Here is a 25,160-nt window from a genome sequence, read left to right as displayed (position 1 = left end):
TCGGCGATGCTATCCGCGCGGGCGATTGCGGTGGGCCGCAGGGGCGACGAAGCGGTGCCGGGGTTCCATCGATGTCGGGTCGCGGCGCTGAAGCCGCTCCTGCGGACGACAGCTCGCGACGTTCGCCTTTTGCCGAGCTTCTGTAAAAGCGGCTTCAGCCGCGACGCGCAGCGCCCGGCAGATCGCCGGGCGCTCCCATCAGATTACGCCGCCGGCGCATCCGCATTGCGGTGATGCGCGGCAGTGGACTTGTTGTCGCGCTCGGCCGCCAGCAGGGTCAGCGAGCGACCGATGCCGTGCCACTGCGCGCCGCCGGGCAGGCCATGCTCATGGTCGCGCTCGGCGGTGTCGATCAGCACGCGCCAGTGTTCGCCTTCCACCAGCGGCAGGGTGAATTGCACGTCCTCGACCGCGCCGTTGACGATCATCAGCAGGGTCACGTTGGACGCGGCCTGGCGCAGGCCGCTGGACGGGGCGCGGCCATCCAGGCGCATCATCAGCGCGCGTGCGTGCGGGTCGTGCCAGGAGGCTTCGGTCATTTCCTCGCCGTCCGGGGCCAGCCAGGTCACGTCCTTGATGCCCAGTTCCTCGTCGTAGACGCCGTCGAAGAAACGCGCACGGTGCAGCAGCGGGTAGTGCGCGCGCAGGTGGGTCAGGCGCGAGACGAAGGCGCTGAGCTGGTGCGCGCGCGGGCCGGCTTCCCAGTTCAGCCAGGTCAGTTCGTTGTCCTGGCAGTAGGTGTTGTTGTTGCCGCCCTTGCTGCGGCCGAACTCGTCGCCGGCCAGCAGCATCGGCGTGCCCTGCGACAGCAGCAGGGTGGCCAGCATGTTGCGCATCTGCCGCAGGCGCAGGGCATTGATGTCTTCGTCGTCGGTCTCGCCTTCCACGCCGTAGTTGGCGGAGATGTTGTTGTCCGAGCCGTCGCGGTTGTGCTCGCCGTTGGCCTCGTTGTGCTTGTGCGCGTAGCTGACCAGGTCGTGCAGGGTGAAGCCGTCGTGGGCGGTGACGAAGTTGACCGAGGCGGTGGGGCGGCGGCCGCGGTGGTGGAACAGGTCGGCCGAGCCGGTCAGGCGCGTGGCCAGTTCGGCCAGCTGGCCTTCGTCGCCACGCCAGAACGCGCGCACGTTGTCGCGGAACTTGTCGTTCCACTCCGACCAGCCCGGCGGGAATGCGCCGACCTGGTAGCCGCCGGGACCGACGTCCCATGGCTCGGCGATCAGCTTGACCTGGCTCAGCAGCGGGTCCTGGCGGCAGGCGTCGAGGAAGCCGCCCTTGGGGTCGAAGCCATGGTGCTCGCGGCCGAGGATGGTGGCCAGGTCGAAGCGGAACCCGTCCACGTGCATCTCCGCCACCCAGTAGCGCAGCGAGTCGTTGACCATGCGCAGTGCGCCGGCATTGGTCAGGTCGAAGGTGTTGCCGGTGCCGGTGTCGTTGATGTAGAAGCGACGGTCCTCGGCCAGGCGGTAGTAGCTGGCGTTGTCGATGCCCTTGAACGACAGCGTCGGCCCCAGCTCGTTGCCTTCGGCGGTGTGGTTGTAGACCACGTCCAGGATCACTTCCAGCCCGGCACTGTGCAGGCGCGCCACCATCTGCTTGAACTCGGACACGGTGCGCGTGGCCATGTAGCGCGGGTGCGGGGCGAAGAAGCCGATGGTGTTGTAGCCCCAGTAGTTGCGCAGTCCCTGCTTGAGCAGGTATTCGTCGTCGACGAAGGCGTGCACCGGCAGCAGCTCCACCGCGGTCATGCCCAGGCGCTTGATGTGCTCGACCACCTCGTCGACCTTCAGCCCGGAGAAGGTGCCGCGCCAGGCTTCGGGCACCGAGGGGTGGCGCATGGTGGTGCCGCGCAGATGGGTCTCGTAGATCACCGTGCTGTCCCACGGCGTCTGCGGGCGCTGGTCCTTGCCCCAGGTGAAGGCCGGATCGATCACCGCGCACTTGGGCATGTAGGCGGCGCTGTCGCGGCGATCGAAGCTGAGGTCGGCATCCTTGTGGCCGATGGTGTAGCCGAACAGGGCCGGCGCCCATTTCAGTTCGCCGACCAGTTGCTTGGCGTAGGGATCGAGCAGCAGCTTGTTGGGATTGAAGCGGTGGCCGGCGTCGGGCGCGTACGGGCCGTACACGCGGTAGCCGTAGAGCTGGCCCGGGCGCGCGTCGGGCAGGTAGCCGTGCCAGATCTCGTCGGTGTACTCGGGCAGGGCGATGCGTTCGATCTCGCGGCCGCGGTCGTCGAACAGGCACAGCTCCACCTTGGTGGCGTGCGCCGAGTACAGGGCGAAGTTCACCCCCAGGCCATCCCAGGTGGCGCCCAGGGGGTACGGCAGGCCCTCGCGGATACGCGAACGGCGGGTGAGCTTGCGCACGGGCATGAAGGATCCTTACGAAGAGGTGCTGCCGTTGCCGGCGCTGCGTCGCGGTTGCTGCGGCGGCAGCGCCTCGGCCTCGGCTTCGGCGGCCGCCTCCGCGTCCACCAGGCGTTCGGCCATGGCCCAGTGGCGGGCGGCGCGGCCGTCGGGTCGCCCTTCGGCTTCCCAGATTTCGTGTGCGAGTTGGCGGATGCGGCGTTGGCGTGTTTCTGCGTCCATGGCTTCTTGCGGAATCAGGGGGAGGCGACCAGTACGGCCACCGGGAACTCGGCGAACAGCGCCGATACCGGAATGGCCGAGGTTGTCGCGACGGCAGCATCGGCCAGCACCGGGCGATACTCTGCCTGGGGCAGTGTCAGAACCGTGTTACGCCAGTCCAGCGGCGCCCGCAGCGGCGCGTCCGGCCGCAACGCCTGCGCGGCGGCGCTCAGCCGCGGTACCGCTACCACCAGCGAGGCGCCCTCGTGTTCGCGCACGAAGCCGAGCACGTGCTGCGCCTGCGGGCCCTGCGCCTGCAGCGGCGTGTAGCTGCCGTGCGCGAACAGGGCCGGATGCGCGCGCCGCAGTTGCAGCAGCTGTGCGGTCAGCCAGGCCTTGACGTGGCCGCTGTGCCAGTCCTGCAGCAGCGCGCCTGGGGCGGTGGCGTCGCCCAGCCAGGCCTGGCGCAGCGCGTAGTCCACCGGGCGGCGGTTGTCCGGATCCACCAGCGACAGGTCCCAGCCCTCGCTGCCCTGATACAGGTCGGGCACGCCGGGCAGGGTCAGGCGCAGGGTGGTCTGCACCAGGCTGTTGAGCGCGCCGGCCGGGGCCAGCGCCGCGGCGGCCTGCGCCAGCGCCTCGCGCAGCGCGGCGCCGGCCGGCTGCAGCAGTGCGGCATCGAGCAGGGCGCGCGCAGTGCGCTCGTAGTCCTCGTCCGGCCAGGTCCAGTGGGTGCGCAGCTTGGCTTCGCGGGCGGCCTTGAGCTGCCAGGCGCCGATGCGCTCGGCGTAGTCGCGCAGGCCGTCGGCATCGTCCACCGCCAGTTCCAGCGGCCACGCCGCCACCAGCATCTGCCACAGCATCAGCAGGTCGCCGGGCAGCGGCGCGGCGCTGCCGGCCGGTAGCAGGTCGGCCGACAGCGCCTGGAACCGCGTCACCTGCGCGTCCCACCACGGCGCCTGCGCGCTGAGTGCGGCCAGGCGCATGCGCACGTCTTCGCCGCGCTTGTGGTCATGGGTGGCGGTGGCCAGCAGCGCGCGCGGATAGCGCTCCGCGCGCATCGCGTTGGCCGCGTGGAATTCGGCCGGCGTCAGCGCGAACACGTCCGGCTCGCTGCCCACCTCGTTGCGCGAGAGCAGCACGCCGTGGCGGTAGAAGGAGGTGTCCTCCACCGACTTGGCGTTGAGCGGCGCCGACAGCTGTTCCAGGCGCCGGCGCACGATCCGCCGCAGCGCCACCTGTGCCTTGCCCGTGCCGCGGCCGTCGCGGCTCCAGCGTTCGATCGCGTCGATCGCCGCGCACACCCGCGGTTCGGCGCCGGCACGCGCGCGCTGCGCGGCCTGGGCCAGGCGCGCCGCATCGTCGTCGTCCAGGCCGTCGGGCCCGGCGTAGGTGCGATACACCTCGAAGTGCCGCAGCAAGGCCATCAGCCCGCGCGCCAGCATCTGCGGGCTGAACTCGCGGGTCAGCGGATCCAGGTGCGCGGCGGCGCCCAGCGCCTGCACGGTGCGCACGAACTCGGCCTGCAGCGAGCCCTGCAGGATTTCGTCGCGCGCGGCGCGCTGCTCCTGGCCGAAGTCGCCGCTGCGTCCGCTCCAGCGTCGCCACAGCGCGGTCAGCGGTTCGGCGCCGGCCGGGTCGTGCAGCACCGCGGCGACCTGGTCCATGAAGTCGTAGCCGGTGGTGCCGTCGCAGGGCCAGTCGGTGCGCAGTTGCTCGTGCGGCGCCAGGATCTTTTCCAGGTACAGGGCGATGCCGCCCGGGGCGATGCCGCGGCGGCGGCCGGCGCGATCCAGTTGCGTGCGCAGCCGCTGCACGTAGCCGGTGGGGTCGGCCAGGCCATCGACGTGGTCGACCCGCACGCCATCGAGATGGCCCTCGGCGACCAGCCGCAGCGGCAGCTCGTGGACCGCTGCGAACACGTCGTTCTGCTCCACGCGCAGCGCCGCCAGCGAGGTGATGTCGAAGAAGCGGCGGTAGTTGAGCATGTCGTTGCCGACCCGCCACCAGGCCAGGCGATAGCACTGGCGTTCGATCAGCCGGTGCAGGGCGTCGTCGCCCAGCCGCGCGGCGTCGTTGAGCCGCGCCGCCCAGGCCGGGCGCGCGCTGGCCGGTTCCTGGGCGATGGCGCCGTCCAGGCGGATCGGGAAACGCTGGTCGTGGTGCTGCAGGACGACGCTGCCGTCCTCGGCCACCTGCAATTGCAGCGCGCCTTCGCTCAGCGCCTGCGCATAAGGCCGGTCCAGCACCGGCAGCCACAGCTTGCCCTCGCGCCCGGGCGCGCGCCAGTCGATGTCGAACCAGCCGGCATGGCGGCTGCGCCGGCCATGGGTGAGCACGTCCCACCACCACGGATTGCTCGGGTGGGTGGCCATGTGGTTGGGCACGATGTCCAGGATCAGGCCCATGCCGTGGCTGCGCGCACGCTCGGACAGGTGCAGCAGCGCCGGCTCGCCGCCGAGTTCGGGATTGACCTGGCGCGGGTCGGTGACGTCGTAGCCGTGGGTGGAGCCGGGCACGGCGGTGCCGATCGGCGACAGGTACAGATGGCTGATGCCAAGCCCGGCGTAATACGGCACCTGCGCGGCAGCATCGAGCAGGGTGAAATCGGCATGCAGTTGCAGGCGGGCGGTGGCCCGCAGGGGAATCATGCGCATGCGTCGGCTCCTTGCGCAGCGGTGGCGGTGGTCTGGCGGGTCTGCGCGAAGGCATCCAGGCGTGTGGTGAGGGTGGCAGCGGCTGCGGCCGCGTCGGGTGCCGGCAGGCGCCGGCGCCAGTTCGGATGGCCGTCGACGGTGCCGGGCAGGTTCGGTTGCTGGTCCAGGCCCAGCGCGTCCTCGGCCGGCAGCAGCGCCAGCGGCGAGGGCGTGGCGGCGACGAAGCGCAGCGCGCCCAGTTCCGGGTCGGCGGCCTGGTCCGGCGGCAGCGCCGCGGCGACCGCTTCGTCCATGTGCGCGACGTCGTCGCTGCGCGCCTGGTGGTCGGCGTGTTGCTGCGTGGCGTCGCTCAGCTGCAGGCGCCGGCGCCAGTCGATGTCCTCGCCGCGGCGCCAGCCGCGCAGGGTCGGCAGATCGTGGGTGGTGGTGGTGGCGAGGGCGTCGCTGCGCCACTGCGCCGGCGGCAGGAACGCGCCATCGCGGTCGCGGGTGAACAGCAGCACGTCGATGCCCATCACCCCGCGCCGCGACAGCTCCGCGCGGATGCCGTCCGGCACCACGCCCAGGTCCTCGCCGATCACGATCGCGCGGTGCCGCCAGGATTCCAGCGCCAGCAGGCGCAGCAGGTCGTGCAGCGGATAACGCAGGTACACGCCGGTGGACGAAGACGCCCCGCGCGGGATCACCCACAGCCGCAGCAGGCCGAGGATGTGGTCGATACGCACGCCGCCGCGATCGCGCATCACTGCGCGCAGCAACTCGATGAACGGTGCGAAGCCGCTGGCGCGCAGCGCGGTCGGTGCGTAGCCGCAGATGCCCCAGGCCTGGCCGTCGCCGTTGAAGGCGTCCGGCGGTGCGCCCAGTTCCAGGCCCTGCAGCACCGCCTGCGGCCAAGCCGCGGCTTCGGCGCCGTGCGCGTCGAAGCCTACCGCCAGGTCGGCGATCAGGCCGATGTCCATGCCGTCGGCGCGCGCCTGTCGCTGCACGTCGGCCCAACTGCGCGCGGCCAGCCACTGCGCGAACCGGTGCAGGCCCGGATCGGCATCGCCGAAGTCGCGCGCGGCAAACGCGGCGTGCGCGTGCAGGGCGCTGCCGCCATCGCGTTCGAACGCGGCCAGGTCGGCGTGCAGCGCGGCATCGGCGTGGTCGAAGTCGGCGTGCAGCTGCCGCAGCCACTGCCACTTCAAGGCAGCGGAGGCCGGCCAGTCGATCAGCGGGCGGGCCTGCGCCTCGGCGAACGCCTGCGCCAGCCCGGCCGCATCCAGCGCGCGCTGTGCGGCAGCGGCACCGAGCACGCGCGCCGGCGCCGCCTGCAGCGGATCCAGGAAGCGCCGGTCGCTGGGCGAATACGGGCTGTAATGCGCGCCGATCGGCCGCGCCGCGTGCACCGGGCTCAAGGCGATGGCATCGCCGCCGGCCGCGGCGATGCGCGTGGCCCAGGCGGCGGTGCCGTCGGCGTCGCCGATGCCGGCATCGTAGGCGCCCGGCGCCGAATACACCTGCAGCGACAGGCCCCAGCGCCGCGGCTGCGCTGCGCCCACCGCATCGGCGACGCCGAAGCAGCGTGGCGGCGCCACCGCCAGGGTGGTGCTGCGGTCGCCGTGCTGCAGGGTCCAGTAGCCGGCGGCGTCGGGCGCGACGAGGCGGCCCTGCGCGTCGCAGTGGCCGTGCAGCGCCTGCCCGTCTTCATTGTCGAGTCGATATGCCGCGCCGGGGGCGGCGCCGACTTCGACCGGTGCGCCGGCGTCGGCGGTCAGCAGGGGGGGCAGCGCGGTATCGGCCTGCAGCCGGTGCAGGCTGTCGCGGCAGGCCGCGGCGTCGTGCGCGTCCAGACCCAGCGCGCCGAGCACGTGGCGCAGGGTGTCGTCGCCGACCGTGCGCGGCGTGTCGCTGGCATCGATCCAGTCGACCAGCAGGCCGGCGGCGTCGGCCAGGGTATGCAGGGAAGTGTCGGTCATGGGGAGGGCAAACCGGGCAGCAGGGCGGAAGAAGGGAGATCCGCCGCGGTCCCGCCCGCACGCGCCGGCGGCGCGTACGCGGCGATGCGCAGCGAACGAGGCGGCCAGCGTGCGGGGTGCGCTGTCGCGATGGCGTCGCGACAGCGCGGACTCATGCGGCGCTGCCGGATCGGTAGCGCGCGACGAAGGCGTTCGGCGGCAACTGCGTGGCGTCGTCGCCGGCGTTCTCCGCGTGCACGGTGCTACCGGGCAGATCCAGCGCCACCGGGGCGTCGCCGAAGTTGGCGGCCACGTGCCATTCGCCGTCGCCCAGGCGCCAGCCCGCGGCCACCGCCTTCGAACCGAGGACCCGCGCACCCAGCGCACTGGCCTGGGTCAGCGCCGGCACCAGGTGCTGGCGGCGCAGCGCCAGCAGCGCCGCGAACCAGTCGCGCCAGCGCGCGCCGTCGCCGTGGGTGGCGTCGCTGATGTCGGCGATGGAGGCCTGGAAGGTGCTCGGCGCGTTGGGATCGGGGATGGTGGCGCGCTGCTCCGGATCGGCGAAGGCGGCGAAGTGCGCGAACTCGCGGCGTCGGCCCTCGCGCACCGCCTCGTCCAGCGGCGGCGCGAAATCGGTGAAGAACTGGAACGGGGTCCGGCTGCCCCACGGCTCGCCCATGAAGAACAGCGGGATCATCGGGGTCAGCGCGGTCAGCGCCAGCGCCGCGCGCAGCGCCGGTTCGCTCACCTGGGTGATCAGCCGGTCGCCCCTGGCGCGGTTGCCGATCTGGTCGTGGTTCTGCGCGAAGATCACGAACTTGTGCGGCGGCAGGTGGCCGCTGGGCTCGCCGCGCGCGTGCCCGCGATGGTCGGCCTGGCCCTGGAAGGCGAAGCCTTCGCCGAGCACCCGCGCCAGGTGCTGCGCCGGCGCATCGGCGAAGCCGGCGTAGTAGCCCTCGTGTTCGTCGGTCAGCAGCACGTGCAGGCTGTTGTGGAAGTCGTCGTCCCACTGCGCGCTGTAGCCGCGTTCCAACACATCGGCCTGGTTGGCCTCGTTCTCCAGCACCAGGTGCACATGGCGCCCGTCGGCGACGCTGGCCATGATCGCCTCGCGCAGGGTGTCGAGGAAGGCGTTGGGCACGATCGCGTGCACCGCATCCAGGCGCAGGCCGTCGAAGCGGTACTCGTGCAGCCACATCAGCGCGTTGTCGATGAAGTAGCGCTGCACCGGCGCCAGGCGGAAGTCGATCGCCGCGCCCCAGGGCGTCGGCGCGTCCTCGCGGAAGAAGGTCGAGGCGTACTGGCCCAGATAGTTGCCGTCCGGGCCGAAGTGGTTGTAGACCACGTCCAGGAACACGCTCAGGCCCAGACCGTGGGCTTCGTCGATCAGCGCCTTGAGCTCGTCGGGATGGCCGTAGGCCGAGGCCGGCGCGTACGGCAGCACGCCGTCGTAGCCCCAGTTGTGGCGGCCCGGGAATTCGGCCAGCGGCATCAGTTCGATCGCGGTGACGCCGAGCGCAGCCAGCGTCGGCAACTGCGCGCGCAACCCGGCGTAGCCGCCGCAGGTGCCCACGTGCAGTTCGTAGAACACGGTCTCGGCCCAGGGGCGGCCGCGCCAGTCGCCGTGGCGCCACGCGTAGCCGTCGGTGGCCAGTACCGCGCTGGCGCCGTGCACGCCGTCCGGCTGCCAGCGCGAGGCCGGGTCCGGCACCGGCGTGCCGCCGTCGATGGCGTAGCGGTAGCGGGTGCCGGGCGCACACGCCAGGGTGGCGGCGAAGTAGCCGTCGCCGATCGCCTCCAGCGTCTGCCGCCGATCGTCGTCGAACACCAGCTCCACGCGCTCGGCATCCGGCGCCCACAGCGCGAAGGCGACCTCGCCGTTGGCGCTCGGCCAGGCGCCGGGGCGCAGCGCCGCGCGCGGTGCGGCAGGGGAGTCGATCGATGCAGCGGTCGTGGCCATGTTCAAAAGTCCGGTTGCAGCCAAAGGGTGGACAGCGGCGGCAGGGTCAGCGCCAGCGATTGCGCATGCCCGTGCATCGGTTGCGGCAGGGTCGACAGCACGCCGCCGTTGCCTTGGTTGGAACCGCCGTAATAGCCGCTGTCGCTGTTGAGAATCTCGCGCCAGCGTCCGCTACGCGGCACCCCCACGCGGTAGTCGTGGTGTACGGTCGGCGTGAAATTGCTCACCGCCAGCAGCGGCGGCGCGCCGCCGTCGCGGTCGTGGCGGACGAAGGCGAACACGCTGTTGTGGTGGTCGTCGGCGATGCTCCATTCGAAGCCTTCGCTGCTGCGGTCGCTGCGGTACAGCGCCGGCAACGCGCGCAACTGACGATTGAGGTCGGCGACCAGCCGGGCAACGCCGCGGTGTTCGGGCTGCTGCGCCTGCGCCCAGTCCAGCGGCCGGTCGTGGTCCCAGTCCTGCCACTGTCCGAACTCGCAGCCCATGAACAGCAACTTGCGCCCGGGATGCGCCCACATGAAGGCCAGGTAGGCGCGCAGGTTGGCGAAGCGCTGCCAGGCGTCGCCGGGCATGCGCGCCAGCAGCGAGCCCTTGCCGCGCGCCACCTCGTCGTGCGACAGCGGCAGCACGAAATGCTCGGAGAACGCGTACACCAGGCCGAAGGTCATCTCGCTGTGGTGGTGCTGCCGGTACAGCGGATCGCGCTGCAGGTAGCGCAGGGTGTCGTGCGCCCAGCCCATGTTCCACTTGTGGCTGAAGCCCAGCCCGCCCTGCTGCGTGGGCGCGGTGGCGCCCGGCCACGCGGTGGATTCCTCGGCGATGGTGCGCACGCCGGGGAAGCGCTGCGCGATCTCGTCGTTGAGCTGGCGCAGGAAGGCGATCGCCTCCAGGTTCTCGCGGCCGCCGTGGGCGTTGGGAATCCACTCGCCGGCGTTGCGGCCGTAGTCGCGGTACAGCATCGCCGCCACCGCATCCACGCGCAGGCCATCGACATGGAAGCGCTCGATCCACTCCAGCGCGCTGCCGATCAGGTAGGCCACCACTTCCGGGCGGCCGTAGTTGTAGACCAGCGTATTCCACTCGCGATGCACGCCTTCGCGCGGATCGGCGTGTTCGTACAGGGCGCTGCCGTCGAAGCGCTGCAGGCCGTGCGGGTCGTCGGGGAAGTGCGCGCCGACCCAGTCCAGCAGCACGCCGATGCCGGCCTGGTGGCAGGCATCGACGAAGCGCGCGAAGCCGTCGGCGTCGCCATGGCGCGCAGTGGGCGCGTACAGGCCCAGCGGCTGGTAGCCCCAGGAGCCGCCGAACGGATATTCGGCGATCGGTAGCAGCTCGATGTGGGTGAAGCCCAGTCCGCGCACGTACGGAATCAGCTCGGCGGCCAGCGCATCCCAGTGCAGCGGCTGGCCGTGGCCGTCGTGGCGCCAGGAGCCGGCATGCAGTTCGTAGATGCTCAGCGGTTGCGCGCTGCCGGCCTGAGCCTCGCGCTGCGCCAGCCAGGCCGCATCGCCCCAGGCATGGCTGTCGGCGTAGGGCACCACCGAGGCGGTGGACGGCGCCAGGGCGCTGCAGCGCGCCACCGGATCGGCCTTGCGCGGCAGCATGCTGCCGTCGGCGGCCTGCAGTTCGTACTGGTAGTGCTCGCCGCCATGCAGACCCGGCACGAACAACTCCCAGACCCCGGATTCCGCATGCAGGCGCAGCGGATGCCGGCGCGCGTCCCAGCTGTTGAAGTCGCCGACCAGCGCCACGCGCCTGGCCTGCGGCGCCCACACCGCGAAGCGCACGCCCTCCACTTCGCCCACCCGGGCATGGTGCGCGCCCAGCGCAATGCGCAGGGCAGCGCCGTCGCCGGCGGCCAGGTCCTGCAGCCAGGCCGGATCGAGTGTCGGCCCGAAGGCATACGGGTCGTCGCATTCCTGCACCGCGTCCGGCCACACGATGCGCAGGCGGTAGTGCATGGGCTGCTTCAGCTCGCCCTCGAACAGGCCGTCGGCCTGCGGGTGGGTGCGCATCCGCGCGATCAGCTTGCCCTGCGCGTCGAGCAGGCCCAGCGCCTCGGCGCCGGGCGCCAGCACGCGTACCCGAAGCGTGCCGTCGGCCTGTGGATGCGGACCAAGCCAGGCGAAGGCATCGATCGCCTCGCCACGCGCCAGCGCCTGCAGCGCAAGGCCGTCGCCGTCGTCCTCCGCGTCCGCCGCCGGGTCCCGGCCGGCGGCCGGGTCCACGGCGTGTTCCTGATCGCTCATGCGGCGGCCATGGCACTCGCAGTGGTCGGCACCGTGGCGCTGGCCACAGTCGCCACGTTGCCGGCCGCCGTCGTGGCGGTGGCGCGCTCGTACAGCGCCATGTACTTGCGCCCGGCCAGCTCCCAGCCGCTGGGCCGCAGCATCGCCGCGCGGCGCATCGCCTGCAGCAGGCCCGGCAGGCGGAAGGTGCGGAACACCCGCTGCAGGCAGCGGCGCAGGCCGTCGGCCGAGGCTTCCTCGAACAGGAAGCCGGTGACGCCGTCGTCCACCGTGTCAATCAGGCCGCCGGTGGCATGGGCGATCGGCAGGCTGCCGAAGCGCTGCGCGTACATCTGGCTTAGCCCGCAGGGTTCGAAGCGCGAGGGCATCAGCAGGAAGTCGGAGCCGGCGAACATGCGCCGCGCCAGCGGCTCTTCGAAGCCGATGTGCGCGCCGACATGGCCGGGGTAGCGCCGCGCCAGCGCCGCCACCGCCTGCTCGATCTGCGGCTCGCCGCCGCCGATGATCACGATCTGGCCGCCGGCGGCGACGATCTGCGGCGCCACCTCGCAGATCAGGTCGAGCCCTTTCTGGTGCACCAGCCGCGAGACCACCGCGAACAGCGGGCCGTCGCTGTCGAGCAAGCCGAACGCCTGGCGCACCTGCGCCGCGTTCTCGTGCTTGCCCTGGATCTGGCCGACACCGAAGTGGGCCGGCAGATGCGCGTCGGTGCGCGGATCCCAGCTGGCGTCGATGCCGTTGACGATGCCGCTGAGGCGGCCGTTGGCGGCGCGCCGCGCCAGCAGCGCGTCCAGGCCGCAGCCCTGCGCCGGGCCGGTGATCTGCGCGGCGTAGCTGACGCTGACCGTGTTGACGTGGTCGGCGTGGACGATGCCCGCGCGCAGGAACGACATCTGCCCGTAGAACTCCAGGTCCTGCAGGCCGTCGGCGGGGATGCCCAGGGCACCGGCCATCGCATACGGGAACAGGCCCTGGTAGGCGAGGTTGTGGATGGTCAGCAGGCACGGCGTGCGGCCGCCGGACCAGCGCACGTAGGCGGCGGCCAGGGCGCACGGCCAGTCGTTGAGGTGCAGCAACTCCGGGGTCCAGTCCAGCCCGGCATGGCCGCCAGCGATCTGCGCCGCGGCGTGGGACAGGGTGGCGAAACGCAGCGCGTTGTCTTCCCAGTCGCGGCCTTCGCTGCACACGTAGGGCGAACCCTGCCGCTCGAACAGTTGCGGGCACAGCAGCACATAGATGCACAGGCCGTCGGGGCGCTCGGCCCGGCCCAGCGCGCAATCCGGCAGCCCGGCGTGCGCGGCGATGCGGCCGACGATCTCCAGCGGCCCGGTCTTGCGCAGCACGGCGGGGTAACCCGGGATCAGCACGCGGATGTCGCAGCTGCCGCGCAGCGCGCGCGGCAAGGCCGCGGCGACGTCGCCCAGACCGCCGGCCTTGATGAAGTCGGCCATCTCCGAGGTGACGAACAGGCTGGTCCGGCGCGGCGCCGGGTGCAGCTTGACGGTCACCTCGGCGTTGCGCACGAAGCGTCCGCGTGCATCGCGGTAGCGACGGCGCGGCGCGTGCAGCACCGGATGGGTATCGCGTTGTCTGTCGGTCAGGTCGGCGGGTGTGGGGGGCGACATGGCGGTTCCGTCTGGAAAGGGGGGAGGACGGGGAACACACGGAAAGCGACTGCCGCCACGTGTCCTGGCGGACGCGCGACGTAAAACCAGAGAAGAGGCACAGCAGCGCCGAAAGGGGACGGCATTGTTGCAGTGCGATAATGCAGGAGCAAAGTACGGATTGCGCGATAAAAGAGGCGTGAAGCGCGCGCTTGTCTACGGCGAAATCGTGAGTACAGCGCATAGTGGATTCGCCGAACGTCAAGCGCCGCAGGCCTGGACCGTCCTGCATGCGCCAATGAATCGTTTAGCTTCCGTTGCCGCAGGCATGTCGCGCTTCCCGTGCGACCGTGGCGGCCACCTCCGTTGTGCGAGCTTCATGCGGTCTATGGTGCAGTGTGCTCATGACAGTCTCGAAACCGCAGATGCGCCGCGAGCTGGACGGTTTCGTCCTCGACGCGCTGCTGCGCCCACTCCCCGATGGCGTCCTGGAGCCGCAGATACGCATCAGCGGCAATGATGGAGAGGTGCTCGGCCGGCATGCATTCGACGGGGTGTATTTCCGTGACGCGCATGCCGGCGCCTATTTCGTCGCCGAGCGCCTGGCGGCGATCCGTTCGGCACGGTACGGAAAACTGGTCTTCGCCTGACGCCGCACTCCGCTCCCGCGTCGTGTTCGAGCGCTGCGGCGACGCACCGTGGCGATCGCCTTGCTCAGGTTCCGGTCTGCAGGCGATCCAATGCCGCCAGCAGGTCGGCGCGGCGGTACGGCTTGGGCAGGAAGCCGGTGTGTTCTGGCAGCATCCACGGCTCCGGCGCATGCATGCCCGAGGTCAGCAGGGCCGGGGTGTCGATGCCACGGCGGCGCAACTGGCGCACCATGCTCAGGCCGTCGCAGCGGGGCATCTGCACGTCGCTGAAGATCAACTCCACGTCCGGGTGCCGCTCCAGCACCTCCAGCGCTTCCTGCGCGGTCGCCGCCGACAGCACCCGGTACCCGTCGGCGGCCAGCATGGCCGCAGCCAGCTCTCGAATCGTTTGGTCGTCCTCCACCAGAAGAATGGCGGTGAAGGCGGAGGTGACGCGCATAATGCAGTGATCGCTTTAATAAATAATCCACTGCAGCTTCACGATGTGTCGGTGAAGCGCTGGTGACGCCCCGGCAATCCCGATATTCTCGTCCACATTCACTGCGAGACGCAGCTTGTCCACTCACGCCCACTATCGGCAGATCGTCGAACTTTCACACGACTGCATCAAGGAAGTCGGCCGCGACGGCATCGTGCGCTCGATCAATCCCCACGGGTTGGCCCTGCTCGGGGTGTCAGATCCCGCCGACATCGTCGGCCACCCCTGGGCCGAGCTGTGGCCCGAGGACATGCGCTCGCTCACTCAGGGCGCCTTTGCCGCGGCGCTCGGCAACGAGCAGCGCGAATTCTGGGCCGAGCGCCCGTCGCTGGATGGACGCCGGCGCTGGTGGCACGTGATGGTCAGTCCGCTGGCCAATGCCTCGGCGCGGGTCGAGAGCGTGCTGGTGATCAGCCGCGACGTCACCCAGCAGTACCAGATCGAGCAGGCGCTGCGCGCGCTGGGCGATCTGGCACCCATCGATGCGGAAGAGCAGCCGCTGCTGCCGGCCGATGCGGCGGCGCTGGGCCGCCACTGGCAGACCGAGCAGTCGCAGCTGCGCGGGCAACTGGACATCGCCCTGGCCGCGCAGCGCGTGGCCGAGCGCGCGATGACCCAGGCGCAGAAGGGTGAGGCGATCGGGCAAATGCTCGCCGGCGTGGTGCACGACTTCAATAACATGCTGCATACCGCGATGACCTCGGTGAGCATGGTCGCCGACCATCCGCAGCGCTTGCAGCCGGACCAGCGCCGCCTGCTCGGCATTGCCGGCGAGGCCCTGCAGCACGGCGCGGGCATGACCCGGCGCCTGCTCGGTTTCGCCCGCGCGCACCCGGTCAAGCCGGTCTGGCTGGACCTGAACGCATTGGTGAGGCAGATGCAACCGCTGCTGGCGCAGGCGCTGGGCGGCGAAATGCGCTTGCACTTGATTGCATGCGACGAGGTGGCGACGACCTACGCCGATCGCAATGCGGTCGAGCAGGCGGTGATGAACCTGGCCCTGAACGCGCGCGACGCCTGTCGCCCTGGCGATACGGTGACGATCCGCTGCGGCGCGCTGGAGGTGCCGCCCTCGCGTGCGGCGGCGATGCGCCAGCCCGGCCGCTACGTGACCCTGGCGGTCGCTGACCAGGGCGAAGGCATGTCCGAGGAGGTCAAGTCGCGCCTGTTCGAGGCGTATTTCACCACCAAGCCCGAGGGCAAGGGCACCGGGCTGGGGTTGGCCCAGGTCTACGGTCTGGTGCGCCAGGCCGGCGGCTTCGTCGACGTCGAATCGGAACTGGGCCGCGGCACCACCATCACCCTGGCGTTTCCGTTCGTACCCCGGCCACTCGGCGACGACGACGAGGGCGCAGGCCCGGTGCCGGCGGCGGAGTAATCGCCGTCATCCGCCTGCGCGCGCCGGCAGTCGGTCGCTGATACGCACCGCGAAGGCCTCGCGCAGCAGTCGCAGCGCCCGTTGCTGGCGCCCGGCATCCAGCGCCGCGCAACACGATGGCGGCACCTGCACCTGGAAGTCGCGCATGCGCGCATCGATCGCAGTGGCCAGCACGCAGGCATCGGTGGCGATGCCGGTCACCAGCAGGTGGGTGGTCTGCAGCCGCGCCAGCAGCAGGGCCAGGGCCGAGCCGAGAAAGGCGGAGTGCTTGGGCTTGAGCACGTAGTAGTCCTGCGGGCGCGGCGCCAGGCACGCGGCGATCTGCGCGCCGCGCTGCGCCGGATCGGCGCATAGCGTCCACAGGCCTTCGAAGTCGGTCCGCCAGTCGGCGAAGTTGTCGTTGGCGAACAGCACCGGCCAGCCGCGGCGATGGAAGCGTGCACGAACCTGGGCGATGCGCTCGGCCACCGGCAACGCGGCGGCGGCCAGATGCACGCCGCCGGGGAAATCGAAGCGGCTGATCATGTCCACGATCAGCAACGCCGGTTGCCCTGGCTGGGTCGGTGCCTGCTTGGACGTCGATGGGCGCGGCTGATCGCCAGGGGTGTCAGTACGTCGCCGGGCCGGGTGCCGCATGCGCCGATCCTCCATTGCCGGACAGGGCTTCATGGTCGGCGCGCGCGGTGAAACCAGGGTGAGCGCGAGTGAAGACGTGGCTGAACGGATCGGCGGCCAGCGCCGCCACCGCGCCGGTGTCGCCTTCGCGAAAGCTTACTATTTAGGGTTTACATTGACCGGCGTCTTTGCCCGTCGACAGGAGAGCACGTGGTACGAACTGGCGAACATAACGAGGCGCGCGTGGCCGCGGCGGCATCCGCCGTGCCGTCCGCCCGCGGCACTTCCCGATGGCGCTGCGGCGCCGGACGCGGTCGGCAGGTCGCATGAGTACGGTCGCCCCCACATCGGCCATGCACGTCGACGCTCCGCTGGATGCCGGCCACGCGGTCCTGCCGCCCGAAGCGCCGCTGGCGATGCCGCTGCAGTCGCTGCAGGAAGGCAAGCTGCGCAACAAGCGCCTGCCCAGCACCCCGGTCGGGATCGGCTGGCGGCGGTTCTACGTGTTCGGCACCACTGCGGCGATGACCGCCTACGCCAGTTGGCTGATCGGCAAAGTGCTGCTGATCGGCGGCGTCAGCGTGCTCGAAGCCTGCCTGATGGTGCTGTTCATCCCGCTGTTCGCCTGGATCGCGCTGTCCTTCGTCAGCGCGCTGGCCGGCTTCTTCACCCTGGTGTTCGGCAAGGGCCGCAAGCTCGGCATCGATCCGGACGCGCCGCTGCCGCAGGTGCGCAACCGCACCGCGTTGCTGATGCCCACCTACAACGAGGATCCGCACCGGCTGATGGCCGGCCTGCAGGCGATCTACGAGTCGGTGGAGGCCACCGGCCAGATCGAGCGCTTCGATTTCTTCATCCTCAGCGACACCACGCGTCCGGCGATCGGTGCGGAAGAAGAGAAGGTGTACGCCGAACTGGTGGAGCGCGTCGGCGGGCAAGGCCGGCTGTTCTACCGGCGCCGCGCCAGCAACGCCGGGCGCAAGGCCGGCAACATCGCCGACTGGGTGCGCCGTTTCGGCGGCGCCTATCCGCAGATGCTGATCCTCGACGCCGACAGCCTGATGACCGGCGACAGCATCGTGCGCCTGGCCGCCGGCATGGAGGCCAACCCCGACGTCGGCCTGATCCAGACCCTGCCGGAAGTGGTCAACGGCAATACCCTGTTCGCGCGCATGCAGCAGTTCGGCGGCCGCGTCTACGGCCCGGTGATCGCGTTCGGTGTGGCCTGGTGGCACGGTTCGGAAAGCAACTACTGGGGCCACAACGCGATGATCCGCACCGAGGCCTTCGCCGCGCAGGCCGGCCTGCCGTCGCTGCCCGGGCGCAAGCCGTTCTGCGGCCACGTGCTCAGCCACGACTTCGTCGAAGCCGCGTTGATGCGCCGCGGCGGCTGGGCCATGCACATGGTGCCGTACCTGCAGGGCAGCTACGAGGAAGGCCCGCCGACGCTGACCGACCTGCTGGTGCGCGACCGCCGCTGGTGCCAGGGCAACCTGCAGCACTCCAAGGTGGTGCGCGCGCGCGGCCTGCACTGGGTCAGCCGCATGCACATGCTGATCGGCATCGGCCATTACTTCACTGCGCCGATGTGGGGCATGTTGATGCTGATCGGCATCGCCATTCCGCTGCAGAACGGCGGCTTCGACCTGGTCGCCTCGGTGATCTCGCCGTTCTCGCCGGCGCGCTACTGGCACCAGCAGGACTCCACGCGGGTGTTCTGGGTGTTCGCGGTGACCATGTTCGTGCTGCTCGCGCCCAAGGTGATGGGCTACTTCGCGATGCTGCTCAAGCCCGGCGAACGTCGCGGCTGCGGCGGCGGACTGCGCGCCTTCGTCAGCATGCTGCTGGAAACCCTGCTGGCCGCGCTGATGGCGCCGGTGGTGATGTACGTGCAGTCGCGCGGCGTCTCCGAGGTGCTGGCCGGCAAGGACTCGGGCTGGGACGCGCAGCAGCGCGACGACGGCCGCATTTCGTGGTCGGCGCTGTTGCGCAGCTACGGCGGACTGAGCGCGTTCGGTCTGCTGATGGGCGGCATGGCCTATGCCGTGTCGCCGTCGCTGGCGGCATGGATGGCGCCGGTGGTGATCGGCATGGCGCTGGCGGTACCGGTCGTGGCGATCAGTTCCTCGCGCGCCGCCGGCCTGTGGCTGCGCAAGCTGCGCATCCTCGCCATACCCGAGGAGTCGCAACCGCCGGCAGTGCTGCTGCGCGCCGCCGAACTGCGCCGCGAAGCCGCCGCACGCCGTGTCGAGGCCGAGGCGCAGGCCCAGGGCTGACGCCGGCATACTATCCGGCCTCCTCCATCGGGAAACGACATGCTGGAAACAGTGGAACACGAGACCGGCGCGGCGCCGCGCTGGACCGTCCTGTGGCTGCACGGCCTGGGCGCCGACGGCAACGACTTCGCGCCGCTGGTGCCGGAGCTGGTGCGGCCGCACTGGCCGGCGCTGCGCTTCGTGTTTCCGCACGCGCCGGTGCGGGCGGTGACGATCAACAACGGCGTGCGCATGCGCGCCTGGTACGACATCGTCAGCATGGACTTCTCCAACCGCGCCGACAGCGCCGGCGTCGCCGACTCGGTGGTCCAGGTCGAGGAATTGATCGCACGCGAGGACGCGCGCGGCGTGCCGGCCGAGCGCCTGTTGCTGGCCGGCTTTTCCCAGGGCGGTGCGATCACCCTGGCCGCCGGCCTGCGCCGCGAACGGCCGCTGGCCGGCCTGATCGGCCTGTCCACCTATCTGCCGGAACTGGAGAGCGTCGCCCGCTGGCACGCCCCGGCGGCCCTGCAGCAGCCGCTGTTCATGGCCCATGGCCAGGGCGACCCGGTGATCCCGCAGACCTACGCCGAGCGCACCGCACAGACGCTGCAGGCGCTGGGCATGCCGGTGCAGTGGCGGCGCTATCCGATGGCGCATCAGGTCTGCGCCGAGGAAATCGCCGACCTGGGCGACTGGATGGATGCCTGCATCACCGGCAACTGAGGACGGCGGCCGCGTGGCGGCATGGTGCGCTGCCGATGGCGGGCGCCCGGAACCGGGGCTAGTATCGGCCGCAGCGCACGCCAGCCTATCGGGGGAGACCTGGGTGAAGGTATTGATCGCCGACGACGAGCCCCTGGCCCGCGAACGCCTGCGCACGCTGCTGGCCGCGCATGCCGGTGTGGAAGTGGTGGCTGAAGCCGACAACGGCATGGATGCGCTGCACGCCTGCGCTGCCGCCCAGCCGGACCTGGTGCTGCTGGACATCGCGATGCCCGGCCTCGACGGCCTGGAGGCCGCCCGTCACCTGGCCACGTTCGAGCCGCGCCCGGCCGTGGTGTTCTGCACCGCCTACGATGCGCATGCGCTGTCCGCGTTCGAAGCGGCGGCGATCGACTACCTGATGAAGCCGGTGCGCGCCGAGCGCCTGGCCGCGGCCCTGCAGCGCGCCCGCACCTTCATGGCTGGACGCGGCAACGGCGCGGCCGCCACGCCGGCGCCGCAGGCGCGCACCCACCTGTGCGCACGCCTGCGCGGCAGCCTGCGGCTGATCCCGGTCGACGACATCCACTACCTGCAGGCCGAGGAAAAGTACGTGGTGGTGCACCACGCCCGCGGAGAGGACCTGATCGAGGAGTCGCTGCGCGCGCTGGAGGAGGAGTTCGCCGAGCGCTTCGTGCGCATCCACCGCAACTGCCTGGTCGCGCGCCACGAGCTGGTGGAACTGCGCCGGCTCGGCGAGGGCCAGGTGCAGGCGGTGCTGCGCCATGGCAAGCAGCCGCTGGAGGTCAGCCGGCGCTGCGTGGCGCAGCTGCGCAAGGAGATCCACCAGCGCTGAGGCCGGCCGGATCGCGCGGCAGCAGCGGCGGGCGGTGGCTTTCCGCGATAATGCGCGCATGAAGATCCTGCGCATCGCTACCCGCAAGAGTCCGCTCGCCCTGTGGCAGAGCGAGCATGTCGCCGCCTGCCTGCGCCGCGCGCACCCGCATCTGGACGTAGTGCTGGTGCCGATGAGCACCCGCGGCGACGAAGTCCTGGACCGCTCGCTGGCGGCGATCGGCGGCAAGGGCCTGTTCCTCAAGGAGCTGGAACTGGCGATGCTGCGCGGCGAGGCCGATTGCGCGGTGCATTCGCTCAAGGACGTGCCGATGGAGCTGGACCCGCCGTTCGTGCTGCCGGCGATCCTGCCGCGCGCCGATCCGGCCGATGCGCTGATCTCCAACCTCTACGCCTCGCTGGACGCGCTGCCGCTCGGCGCGCGCGTCGGCACCTCCTCGCTGCGGCGGCAGGCGCAGCTGCGCGCGCGGCGCCCGGACCTGGAGCTGCTGGACCTGCGCGGCAACGTCAACACGCGCCTGGCCAAGCTCGACAACGGTGGCTACGACGGCATCGTGCTGGCCTGCGCCGGCCTGCAGCGGCTGGGCCTGGACGGACGCATCACCCAGCGCCTGCAGGCGCCGGACTGGCTGCCGGCGCCGGCGCAGGGCGCGATCGCGGTGGAGTGCCGCGAGGACGCCAGTGCCGCACTGGCGCTGTTCGCCGCGCTCGACGACGCGCCGACCCGTACCTGCGTGGAGGCCGAGCGGGCGATGAACCGTGCCCTGCATGGCAGTTGCCACGTGCCGGTGGCCGCTTTCGCGCAATGGCGTGGCGACGACCTGCTGCTGCAGGGCTTGGTCGGCGGCGTCGCCGACGGGCGCCTGGTGCGCGCCGACCTGCAGCGCAGTGCGCAGGATCCGCAGGCCCTGGGCCAAGCCGTGGCCGAGGCCCTGCTCGGCGCCGGCGCGCGCGAATTGCTGGATGTGGACCTGCCGGGCTGAGGGTGTCCACCGCCCCGCGCCATCCGCCGTACGAGTCAACTGTCATGCAGCCGCGACAAGCCAAGCCGAAAGCCGACTGATACCCTCCGTCGTCGGGACTGAAGTCCCTCCCACAGTGCAGATCCCGACAGTGCCGGTTGTGCACGTGCGGGAGCGGCTTGAGCCGCGACGGGCGTTACCGGGAAGGCCTGTCGCGGCTGAAGCCGCTGCTACAGGTGAGACATTTGGTCTCTGCGCGCCACCGCCATTCTGTGCTGGCGGGGCGCGGCTGCAGCGCTCCTACGAGAAGCGGTCAACGGGTCAGCCCTGCAGCGTGGCGGCTCGTCGCACCGCCGTGCTCCAATCCCGAATCCCCACTCCCCAATCCCGGCTCACTTGAACTTGTAGACCAGGTTCATCGTGGCCAGGGTGTCGGTCTTCTTCTTGTCGACGCTGACGTCGCTGTTGTAGCGCGCCTGCCAGCCGGCCTTCAGCGCCAGGCGCTCGTTCATGCTCACCGAGATGCCCAGGTCGTTCTGCGCGAAGGTGTTGTACGCGCCGGATTCGACCAGCAGGGTGTTGCCCAGTTCGGTGTTGCTGGTCAGGCCGTACTTGAAGTCGACCAGGCCGCGGCCGATCAGGCCGGTCTCGTTGCGGTTCTCGACCACGTCGTGGGCGCGGCGCACGCCGGGGCCGATCTGCACGTCGAGGCTGCGGCGGTCGCCGTCCATGATCCGGGTGCCGTAGCCGATGCCGATCGTGGCCAGGCGGTCGTAGGTGGCGAAGTCGTCGCGCTCGTAGCGCAGCGAGGCGGTCAGCTGGCGGTGCTCGCCGAGCTGCAGCGCGCTGCCGGCGCTGCCGGTGTAGCGGTTGGAGGTGGTCTGGCGCTTGCGCGTGGTGGTGCCGTCGGGATTGGTGTCGACGTACTCGGCGCTGGCGTGCAGGGCCAGCAGGTCCAGGCTGTGGATCCAGTCGCCGTCCACGTATTGGCCCTTGAGCCGGCCGTTGAGGCTTTCGTTGCTGCTGTTGCCGTGCGAGGAGGCGAAGCCCAGTTCGCCCGATCCGCTCCACGGCGAACTGGCCGGGTCTGTGGCTGTCGGTGAGGTCGCAACGTCGGCGGCCCAGGCCGGGGACGTGCTCAGCAGCAACAAAGCGATGGCGGATACGAGGGTGGCACGGCGGGACATGGCTTCTCCGGGGGTGGGGGACGCAGCCTTCGGCTAACGAAATGGAAACGATTTCATCATACCGGATCCACATGACACCCTGGCCGGCGCCGGCCCCCGGCTTCATCGCCGGTTAGGGCGTCCTGCCGGCAGCCGCGTCGGGCAGGCGTTTTCCGCCCGCGACTCAGACATAATCGAGGCCATGGACCGCTACGAACGCATCAACGCACTGCACCGCCTGCTCAAGTCCGCACGCTATCCGGTCACGGTGGCGCGGCTGCAGGACGAACTGGGCTGCTCCCGCGCCACCGTCTACCGCGATCTGGCCTTCCTGCGCGACGCGCTGATGGCGCCGGTGGAGGGCGATGGCGAGGCCGGCTTCCGCTACGAATCCGGCGAGAGCGACCGCTTCGAGTTGCCGGGGCTGTGGCTGAGTTCGGAGGAACTGCACGCGCTGCTGGCCTCGCAGCAACTGTTGGCGCGCACCGGCGGCGGAGTGCTGTCCTCGGTGCTGGCGCCGCTGCAGCAGCGCATCGAGAGCCTGCTCGCCGCCCAGGCCGGCGCGACCCACTGGCCGGTGGAGCGGGTGCGGGTGATCCCGCACCGCGGCCGCAAGCTCGACGAAGCCAGCTTCCGCACCGTCGCCTCGGCGGTGCTGGAGCGCAAGCGCCTGTCCTTCGACTACCGCGCCCGCTCCACCGATGAATCGACCAAGCGCACGGTGTCGCCGCAGCGCATCACCCACTACCGCGACAACTGGTATCTGGACGCCTGGGACCATGGCCGCGACGCGGTGCGCAGCTTCGCGGTGGACCGCATCAACCATGCGCGCCTGCTCGACCAGCCGGCGCAGGACGTGGCCGACGCCGAGCTGGATTCGCAACTGGCCGCCAGCTACGGCATCTTCTCCGGCGCGCCCAAGGGCTGGGCCACCATCGTGTTCAGTCCCAAGGCGGCGCGCTGGGTCGCCGACGAGCACTGGCATTCCAAGCAGCAGGGCCGCTTCCTGGCCGATGGCCGCTACGAACTGAAGGTGCCCTACAGCGTCTCGCGCGAGCTGCTGATGGACGTGCTGCACTACGGTTCGGATGCGGAGATCGTGGAGCCGCGCTCGCTGCGCGAACAGGCCAAGGCGCTGCTGTCGCTGGCGCTGAGCAACTACAGCGACGATTGAGGCGCCGTTGCCGGCGACGCGATTTCTGTAGGAGCGGCTTCAGCCGCGACGGGCGTCACTTGCCCAGCGTGTCGCGGCTGAAGCCGCTCCTACGGGTGATCCGCCTCGCGTCCAGAATGCGTCGTCGCCGAGGTATGCATCGCAGTGGGCTGGATGCATCCTGGTCCACATGACACAGCGTCTGTTGTAGGAGCGGCTTCAGTCGCGACCGGGGCGTTACCGCCAATGCCCGTCGCGGCCGGGATGTGGGCGCTCTATGCCGCATCCAGCGGCGCGCCGCCGCCGAGGATCACGCCGATATTGCGCTCGATCCAGTCCACCAAGGCATGCACGTGCGCGGCCGCTTCCTCGCCGAGCGGGGTCAGGTCGTATTCCACGTGCGGTGGCACCACCGGGTAGGCGGTGCGCTGCACCAGGCCGTCCGCCTCCAGCGCCTGCAGGGTCTGCGACAGCATCTTTTCGCTGACCCCTTCCAGGCTGCGGCGCAGGTCGCCGAAGCGGTGGGTGCCCTTGCGCAGCGCCACCAGCACCAGCACGCCCCAGCGGCTGGTGACATGGCTGAGCACGGCGCGGGACGGGCAGTTCTGCGCGAACACCTGGCCGCGCAGCAGGGTCGCGTCCGCGCAGCCGCGCGGTGCTTCGTCGAGAGGGTCGGAGAGGACGCTGGCCAAGCGGTGCACCTGTCTGTGGGGGAGGGCGCCCCGATCATACGGGCCGCGCCGGGCGCTTCGCTGAGCGACGGATGATCGATGGTTCGGTGCAGGCCGTCCGTGGCGCCATGACGTTCATGGCGCTTGTGCTGGCAGTACCGCTGCTTGATGCGGCCCGAATGACGGATAGGCACGCCGGCTTGCCGCAGCGCAGGCAGCCGGCCGCGTCGCGACCGGCCTTGGTCGTGAGCCGCCTCAGGGTTTGTTCGGCACTTCGAAGCCGAGCTTGCCGACCTGGTCGCGGTGTTGCGCCACGCGCTTGAGCTTGTCGATATTGACCCCGTACTGGTGGTCCAGCTTGTCCACCAGCTCGCGGTACTGCTTGTGGCTCATGTTCGGCGAGCGCGCGAATACCCAGGCCAGGTCGCGGCCGGGGTAGTCGATCAGCGCCCAGGAATAGTCCGGCGCCACTTCCAGGATGCGGTATTTGGTGGGCACCATCCTGAAGAACCAGGTGGTCCAGCGGCGGTTGCCGGTGCCTTCCTTGACCGTGGCGCGCGACTTCAGCTCCTTGACCGGCTCGTCGAAGCCGTTGCGGTACTCGTAGCGCACTGCGATCTTGCCGTCTTCCTCGAGGGTGTACTCGTCGCTGCTGGCGACGTGGCCGCGCTCGGCGAAATACGGGATGTGCGCGATCACGTACCAGCGGCCCATGAAGCGCTGCAGGTCGATCGGCGGCTGCGCCGGCTCCTGTTCCGGGTCCGGCGCCTTGGCGCGGGCCGTCGGCAACGGGACGGCCATGCCCAGCAGCAGCACGGAAGCGAACAGGGAAAGCAGGCGCATAGGGAATTCCGGGGCGAAGGGCGAACGCCGATGAAGTATGCGCGTGCGCCATGTCAATGGTGCGTCGCAGCCCCTGAGATGTCGCGGCGGCACCCTGCGCGCCTCGACTTCCAGGAGCTGCCGTCATGCCGATCGTCCCGTCGTCCCCGCGCACCCACCTCCCGCACCCCGGCCTGCGTCGCCTGCTGCGCCAGGCGATCCTGGCCGGGCTCGCCCTGGTCCTGGTGTGGCCGGCCGCGCGCGGCCACAGCGAATGGCTGGGCTGGCGGCCGCTGTGGCTGCTGGGCATGCCGCTGAGCGCCTGGTGGGCCCTGCATCGCTTCCCGTTGCCGCCGCTGCGCCGCCTGTGGGGGCAATGGCGGGCCCGGCCGCGGGCGCAGGCGCGGCGGCGCCGGCCGGCGCTGCGGAGCGCGCGCCCGGCCTGACCTTCGGCAGGGGAGGGCGGCGATGCTGCGTGC

At 70.8% G+C, this 25,160-nt stretch carries 20 protein-coding genes; 8 read left to right on the top strand and 12 right to left on the bottom strand.

Annotation, left to right across the window (positions count from 1 at the left end; all coding sequences use genetic code 11):
• Positions 1 to 203: 203 nt before the first annotated feature.
• The 7 genes from glgX to glgA form a co-directional block, all read right to left on the bottom strand.
• Complete coding sequence (gene glgX, locus GGR66_RS03600; protein WP_184447234.1) at positions 204 to 2,369, bottom strand: glycogen debranching protein GlgX; 2,166 nt, start codon at positions 2,367 to 2,369, stop codon at positions 204 to 206.
• Between the two features lie 9 nt (positions 2,370 to 2,378).
• A complete protein-coding gene (locus tag GGR66_RS03595; protein ID WP_160969709.1) occupies positions 2,379 to 2,585 on the bottom strand; it encodes a DUF2934 domain-containing protein in 207 nt (68 codons plus the stop codon).
• 14 nt (positions 2,586 to 2,599) lie between these two features.
• Positions 2,600 to 5,215: a malto-oligosyltrehalose synthase gene (gene treY, locus GGR66_RS03590; protein WP_184447455.1), complete on the bottom strand. Its 2,616-nt coding sequence runs from the start codon at positions 5,213 to 5,215 to the stop codon at positions 2,600 to 2,602.
• Positions 5,212 to 7,179 carry a 4-alpha-glucanotransferase gene (gene malQ / locus GGR66_RS03585; protein WP_184447233.1) on the bottom strand — a complete coding sequence of 656 codons (1,968 nt, stop codon included), beginning with the start codon at positions 7,177 to 7,179 and terminating at the stop codon, positions 5,212 to 5,214. The genes treY and malQ overlap by 4 nt, the downstream gene beginning before the upstream one ends.
• A gap of 151 nt (positions 7,180 to 7,330) precedes the next feature.
• Positions 7,331 to 9,118, bottom strand: a complete 1,788-nt coding sequence (treZ, locus tag GGR66_RS03580; RefSeq protein ID WP_184447232.1) for a malto-oligosyltrehalose trehalohydrolase — start codon at positions 9,116 to 9,118, stop codon at positions 7,331 to 7,333.
• A 2-nt stretch (positions 9,119 to 9,120) separates the two neighbouring features.
• A complete protein-coding gene (locus GGR66_RS03575) occupies positions 9,121 to 11,367 on the bottom strand; it encodes a 1,4-alpha-glucan branching enzyme (protein WP_184447231.1) in 2,247 nt (748 codons plus the stop codon).
• Complete coding sequence (gene glgA / locus GGR66_RS03570; protein ID WP_184447230.1) at positions 11,364 to 12,992, bottom strand: glycogen synthase GlgA; 1,629 nt, start codon at positions 12,990 to 12,992, stop codon at positions 11,364 to 11,366. The genes GGR66_RS03575 and glgA overlap by 4 nt, the downstream gene beginning before the upstream one ends.
• 404 nt (positions 12,993 to 13,396) lie before the next feature.
• Between glgA and GGR66_RS03565 the strand changes: the two genes are divergently transcribed.
• Positions 13,397 to 13,621, top strand: a complete 225-nt coding sequence (locus GGR66_RS03565; protein WP_184447229.1) for a hypothetical protein — start codon at positions 13,397 to 13,399, stop codon at positions 13,619 to 13,621.
• A 64-nt stretch (positions 13,622 to 13,685) separates the two neighbouring features.
• Here the strand turns inward: GGR66_RS03565 and GGR66_RS03560 are convergent, their stop codons facing one another.
• A complete protein-coding gene (locus GGR66_RS03560; protein ID WP_184447228.1) occupies positions 13,686 to 14,060 on the bottom strand; it encodes a response regulator in 375 nt (124 codons plus the stop codon).
• 115 nt (positions 14,061 to 14,175) lie between these two features.
• On the opposite strand from GGR66_RS03560, the gene GGR66_RS03555 reads away from it, so the two are divergent.
• Complete coding sequence (locus GGR66_RS03555; RefSeq protein WP_184447227.1) at positions 14,176 to 15,477, top strand: ATP-binding protein; 1,302 nt, start codon at positions 14,176 to 14,178, stop codon at positions 15,475 to 15,477.
• Between the two features lie 6 nt (positions 15,478 to 15,483).
• Here the strand turns inward: GGR66_RS03555 and GGR66_RS03550 are convergent, their stop codons facing one another.
• Positions 15,484 to 16,113 carry an isochorismatase family cysteine hydrolase gene (locus tag GGR66_RS03550; RefSeq protein ID WP_255421558.1) on the bottom strand — a complete coding sequence of 210 codons (630 nt, stop codon included), beginning with the start codon at positions 16,111 to 16,113 and terminating at the stop codon, positions 15,484 to 15,486.
• A gap of 305 nt (positions 16,114 to 16,418) precedes the next feature.
• On the opposite strand from GGR66_RS03550, the gene mdoH reads away from it, so the two are divergent.
• The 4 genes from mdoH (at position 16,419) to hemC (ending at position 20,890) form a co-directional block, all read left to right on the top strand.
• Positions 16,419 to 18,368 (top strand): glucans biosynthesis glucosyltransferase MdoH, encoded by a 1,950-nt coding sequence (gene mdoH, locus GGR66_RS03545; RefSeq protein WP_184447226.1) that lies wholly within the window; start codon positions 16,419 to 16,421, stop codon positions 18,366 to 18,368.
• Between the two features lie 39 nt (positions 18,369 to 18,407).
• Positions 18,408 to 19,073 carry an alpha/beta hydrolase gene (locus GGR66_RS03540; protein WP_184447225.1) on the top strand — a complete coding sequence of 222 codons (666 nt, stop codon included), beginning with the start codon at positions 18,408 to 18,410 and terminating at the stop codon, positions 19,071 to 19,073.
• Between the two features lie 103 nt (positions 19,074 to 19,176).
• Positions 19,177 to 19,908, top strand: a complete 732-nt coding sequence (locus GGR66_RS03535) for a LytTR family DNA-binding domain-containing protein (RefSeq protein WP_184447224.1) — start codon at positions 19,177 to 19,179, stop codon at positions 19,906 to 19,908.
• A 58-nt stretch (positions 19,909 to 19,966) separates the two neighbouring features.
• On the top strand, positions 19,967 to 20,890 hold the full coding sequence (gene hemC / locus GGR66_RS03530; RefSeq protein ID WP_160969731.1) for a hydroxymethylbilane synthase: 924 nt from the start codon (positions 19,967 to 19,969) through the stop codon (positions 20,888 to 20,890).
• Positions 20,891 to 21,261: 371 nt separating this feature from the next.
• On the opposite strand, the gene GGR66_RS03525 is transcribed toward hemC, so the two are convergent.
• The gene (locus GGR66_RS03525; RefSeq protein WP_160969733.1) at positions 21,262 to 22,056 is read right to left on the bottom strand and encodes a DUF481 domain-containing protein; all 795 of its coding nucleotides are present in this window, start codon (positions 22,054 to 22,056) and stop codon (positions 21,262 to 21,264) included.
• 181 nt (positions 22,057 to 22,237) lie between these two features.
• Here GGR66_RS03525 and GGR66_RS03520 point away from each other — a divergent pair, with 181 nt between their 5' ends.
• Positions 22,238 to 23,209 (top strand): YafY family protein, encoded by a 972-nt coding sequence (locus GGR66_RS03520; protein WP_010341069.1) that lies wholly within the window; start codon positions 22,238 to 22,240, stop codon positions 23,207 to 23,209.
• Positions 23,210 to 23,463: 254 nt separating this feature from the next.
• Here GGR66_RS03520 and GGR66_RS03515 read toward each other — a convergent pair whose 3' ends face one another.
• Together GGR66_RS03515 and GGR66_RS03510 are read right to left on the bottom strand one after the other, a co-directional pair.
• Positions 23,464 to 23,880 (bottom strand): helix-turn-helix domain-containing protein, encoded by a 417-nt coding sequence (locus tag GGR66_RS03515; protein ID WP_160969735.1) that lies wholly within the window; start codon positions 23,878 to 23,880, stop codon positions 23,464 to 23,466.
• Between the two features lie 234 nt (positions 23,881 to 24,114).
• Positions 24,115 to 24,660 carry a lipocalin family protein gene (locus GGR66_RS03510; RefSeq protein ID WP_237475431.1) on the bottom strand — a complete coding sequence of 182 codons (546 nt, stop codon included), beginning with the start codon at positions 24,658 to 24,660 and terminating at the stop codon, positions 24,115 to 24,117.
• 167 nt (positions 24,661 to 24,827) lie between these two features.
• Here GGR66_RS03510 and GGR66_RS03505 point away from each other — a divergent pair, with 167 nt between their 5' ends.
• Positions 24,828 to 25,127, top strand: coding sequence for a hypothetical protein (locus tag GGR66_RS03505; protein WP_184447223.1), 300 nt, complete (start codon positions 24,828 to 24,830; stop codon positions 25,125 to 25,127).
• The last annotated feature ends 33 nt before the right edge of the window (positions 25,128 to 25,160 follow it).

This window comes from Xanthomonas sp. 3498, assembly GCF_014199795.1.
GTDB lineage: Bacteria > Pseudomonadota > Gammaproteobacteria > Xanthomonadales > Xanthomonadaceae > Xanthomonas_A > Xanthomonas_A rydalmerensis.
The sequence above is the reverse complement of the archived record's forward strand: the minus strand, read 5'-3'. Positions and strand labels throughout refer to the sequence as shown.

Coding starts and splice junctions, on each gene's coding strand:
- glgX (WP_184447234.1), bottom strand. CDS start 2,369: ATGCCCGTGCGCAAGCTCACCCGCCGTTCGCGTATCCGCGAGGGCCTG.
- GGR66_RS03595 (WP_160969709.1), bottom strand. CDS start 2,585: ATGGACGCAGAAACACGCCAACGCCGCATCCGCCAACTCGCACACGAA.
- treY (WP_184447455.1), bottom strand. CDS start 5,215: ATGATTCCCCTGCGGGCCACCGCCCGCCTGCAACTGCATGCCGATTTC.
- malQ (WP_184447233.1), bottom strand. CDS start 7,179: ATGACCGACACTTCCCTGCATACCCTGGCCGACGCCGCCGGCCTGCTG.
- treZ (WP_184447232.1), bottom strand. CDS start 9,118: ATGGCCACGACCGCTGCATCGATCGACTCCCCTGCCGCACCGCGCGCG.
- GGR66_RS03575 (WP_184447231.1), bottom strand. CDS start 11,367: ATGAGCGATCAGGAACACGCCGTGGACCCGGCCGCCGGCCGGGACCCG.
- glgA (WP_184447230.1), bottom strand. CDS start 12,992: ATGTCGCCCCCCACACCCGCCGACCTGACCGACAGACAACGCGATACC.
- GGR66_RS03565 (WP_184447229.1), top strand. CDS start 13,397: ATGCGCCGCGAGCTGGACGGTTTCGTCCTCGACGCGCTGCTGCGCCCA.
- GGR66_RS03560 (WP_184447228.1), bottom strand. CDS start 14,060: ATGCGCGTCACCTCCGCCTTCACCGCCATTCTTCTGGTGGAGGACGAC.
- GGR66_RS03550 (WP_255421558.1), bottom strand. CDS start 16,113: ATGCGGCACCCGGCCCGGCGACGTACTGACACCCCTGGCGATCAGCCG.
- mdoH (WP_184447226.1), top strand. CDS start 16,419: ATGAGTACGGTCGCCCCCACATCGGCCATGCACGTCGACGCTCCGCTG.
- GGR66_RS03540 (WP_184447225.1), top strand. CDS start 18,408: ATGCTGGAAACAGTGGAACACGAGACCGGCGCGGCGCCGCGCTGGACC.
- hemC (WP_160969731.1), top strand. CDS start 19,967: ATGAAGATCCTGCGCATCGCTACCCGCAAGAGTCCGCTCGCCCTGTGG.
- GGR66_RS03525 (WP_160969733.1), bottom strand. CDS start 22,056: ATGTCCCGCCGTGCCACCCTCGTATCCGCCATCGCTTTGTTGCTGCTG.
- GGR66_RS03520 (WP_010341069.1), top strand. CDS start 22,238: ATGGACCGCTACGAACGCATCAACGCACTGCACCGCCTGCTCAAGTCC.
- GGR66_RS03510 (WP_237475431.1), bottom strand. CDS start 24,660: ATGGCCGTCCCGTTGCCGACGGCCCGCGCCAAGGCGCCGGACCCGGAA.
- GGR66_RS03505 (WP_184447223.1), top strand. CDS start 24,828: ATGCCGATCGTCCCGTCGTCCCCGCGCACCCACCTCCCGCACCCCGGC.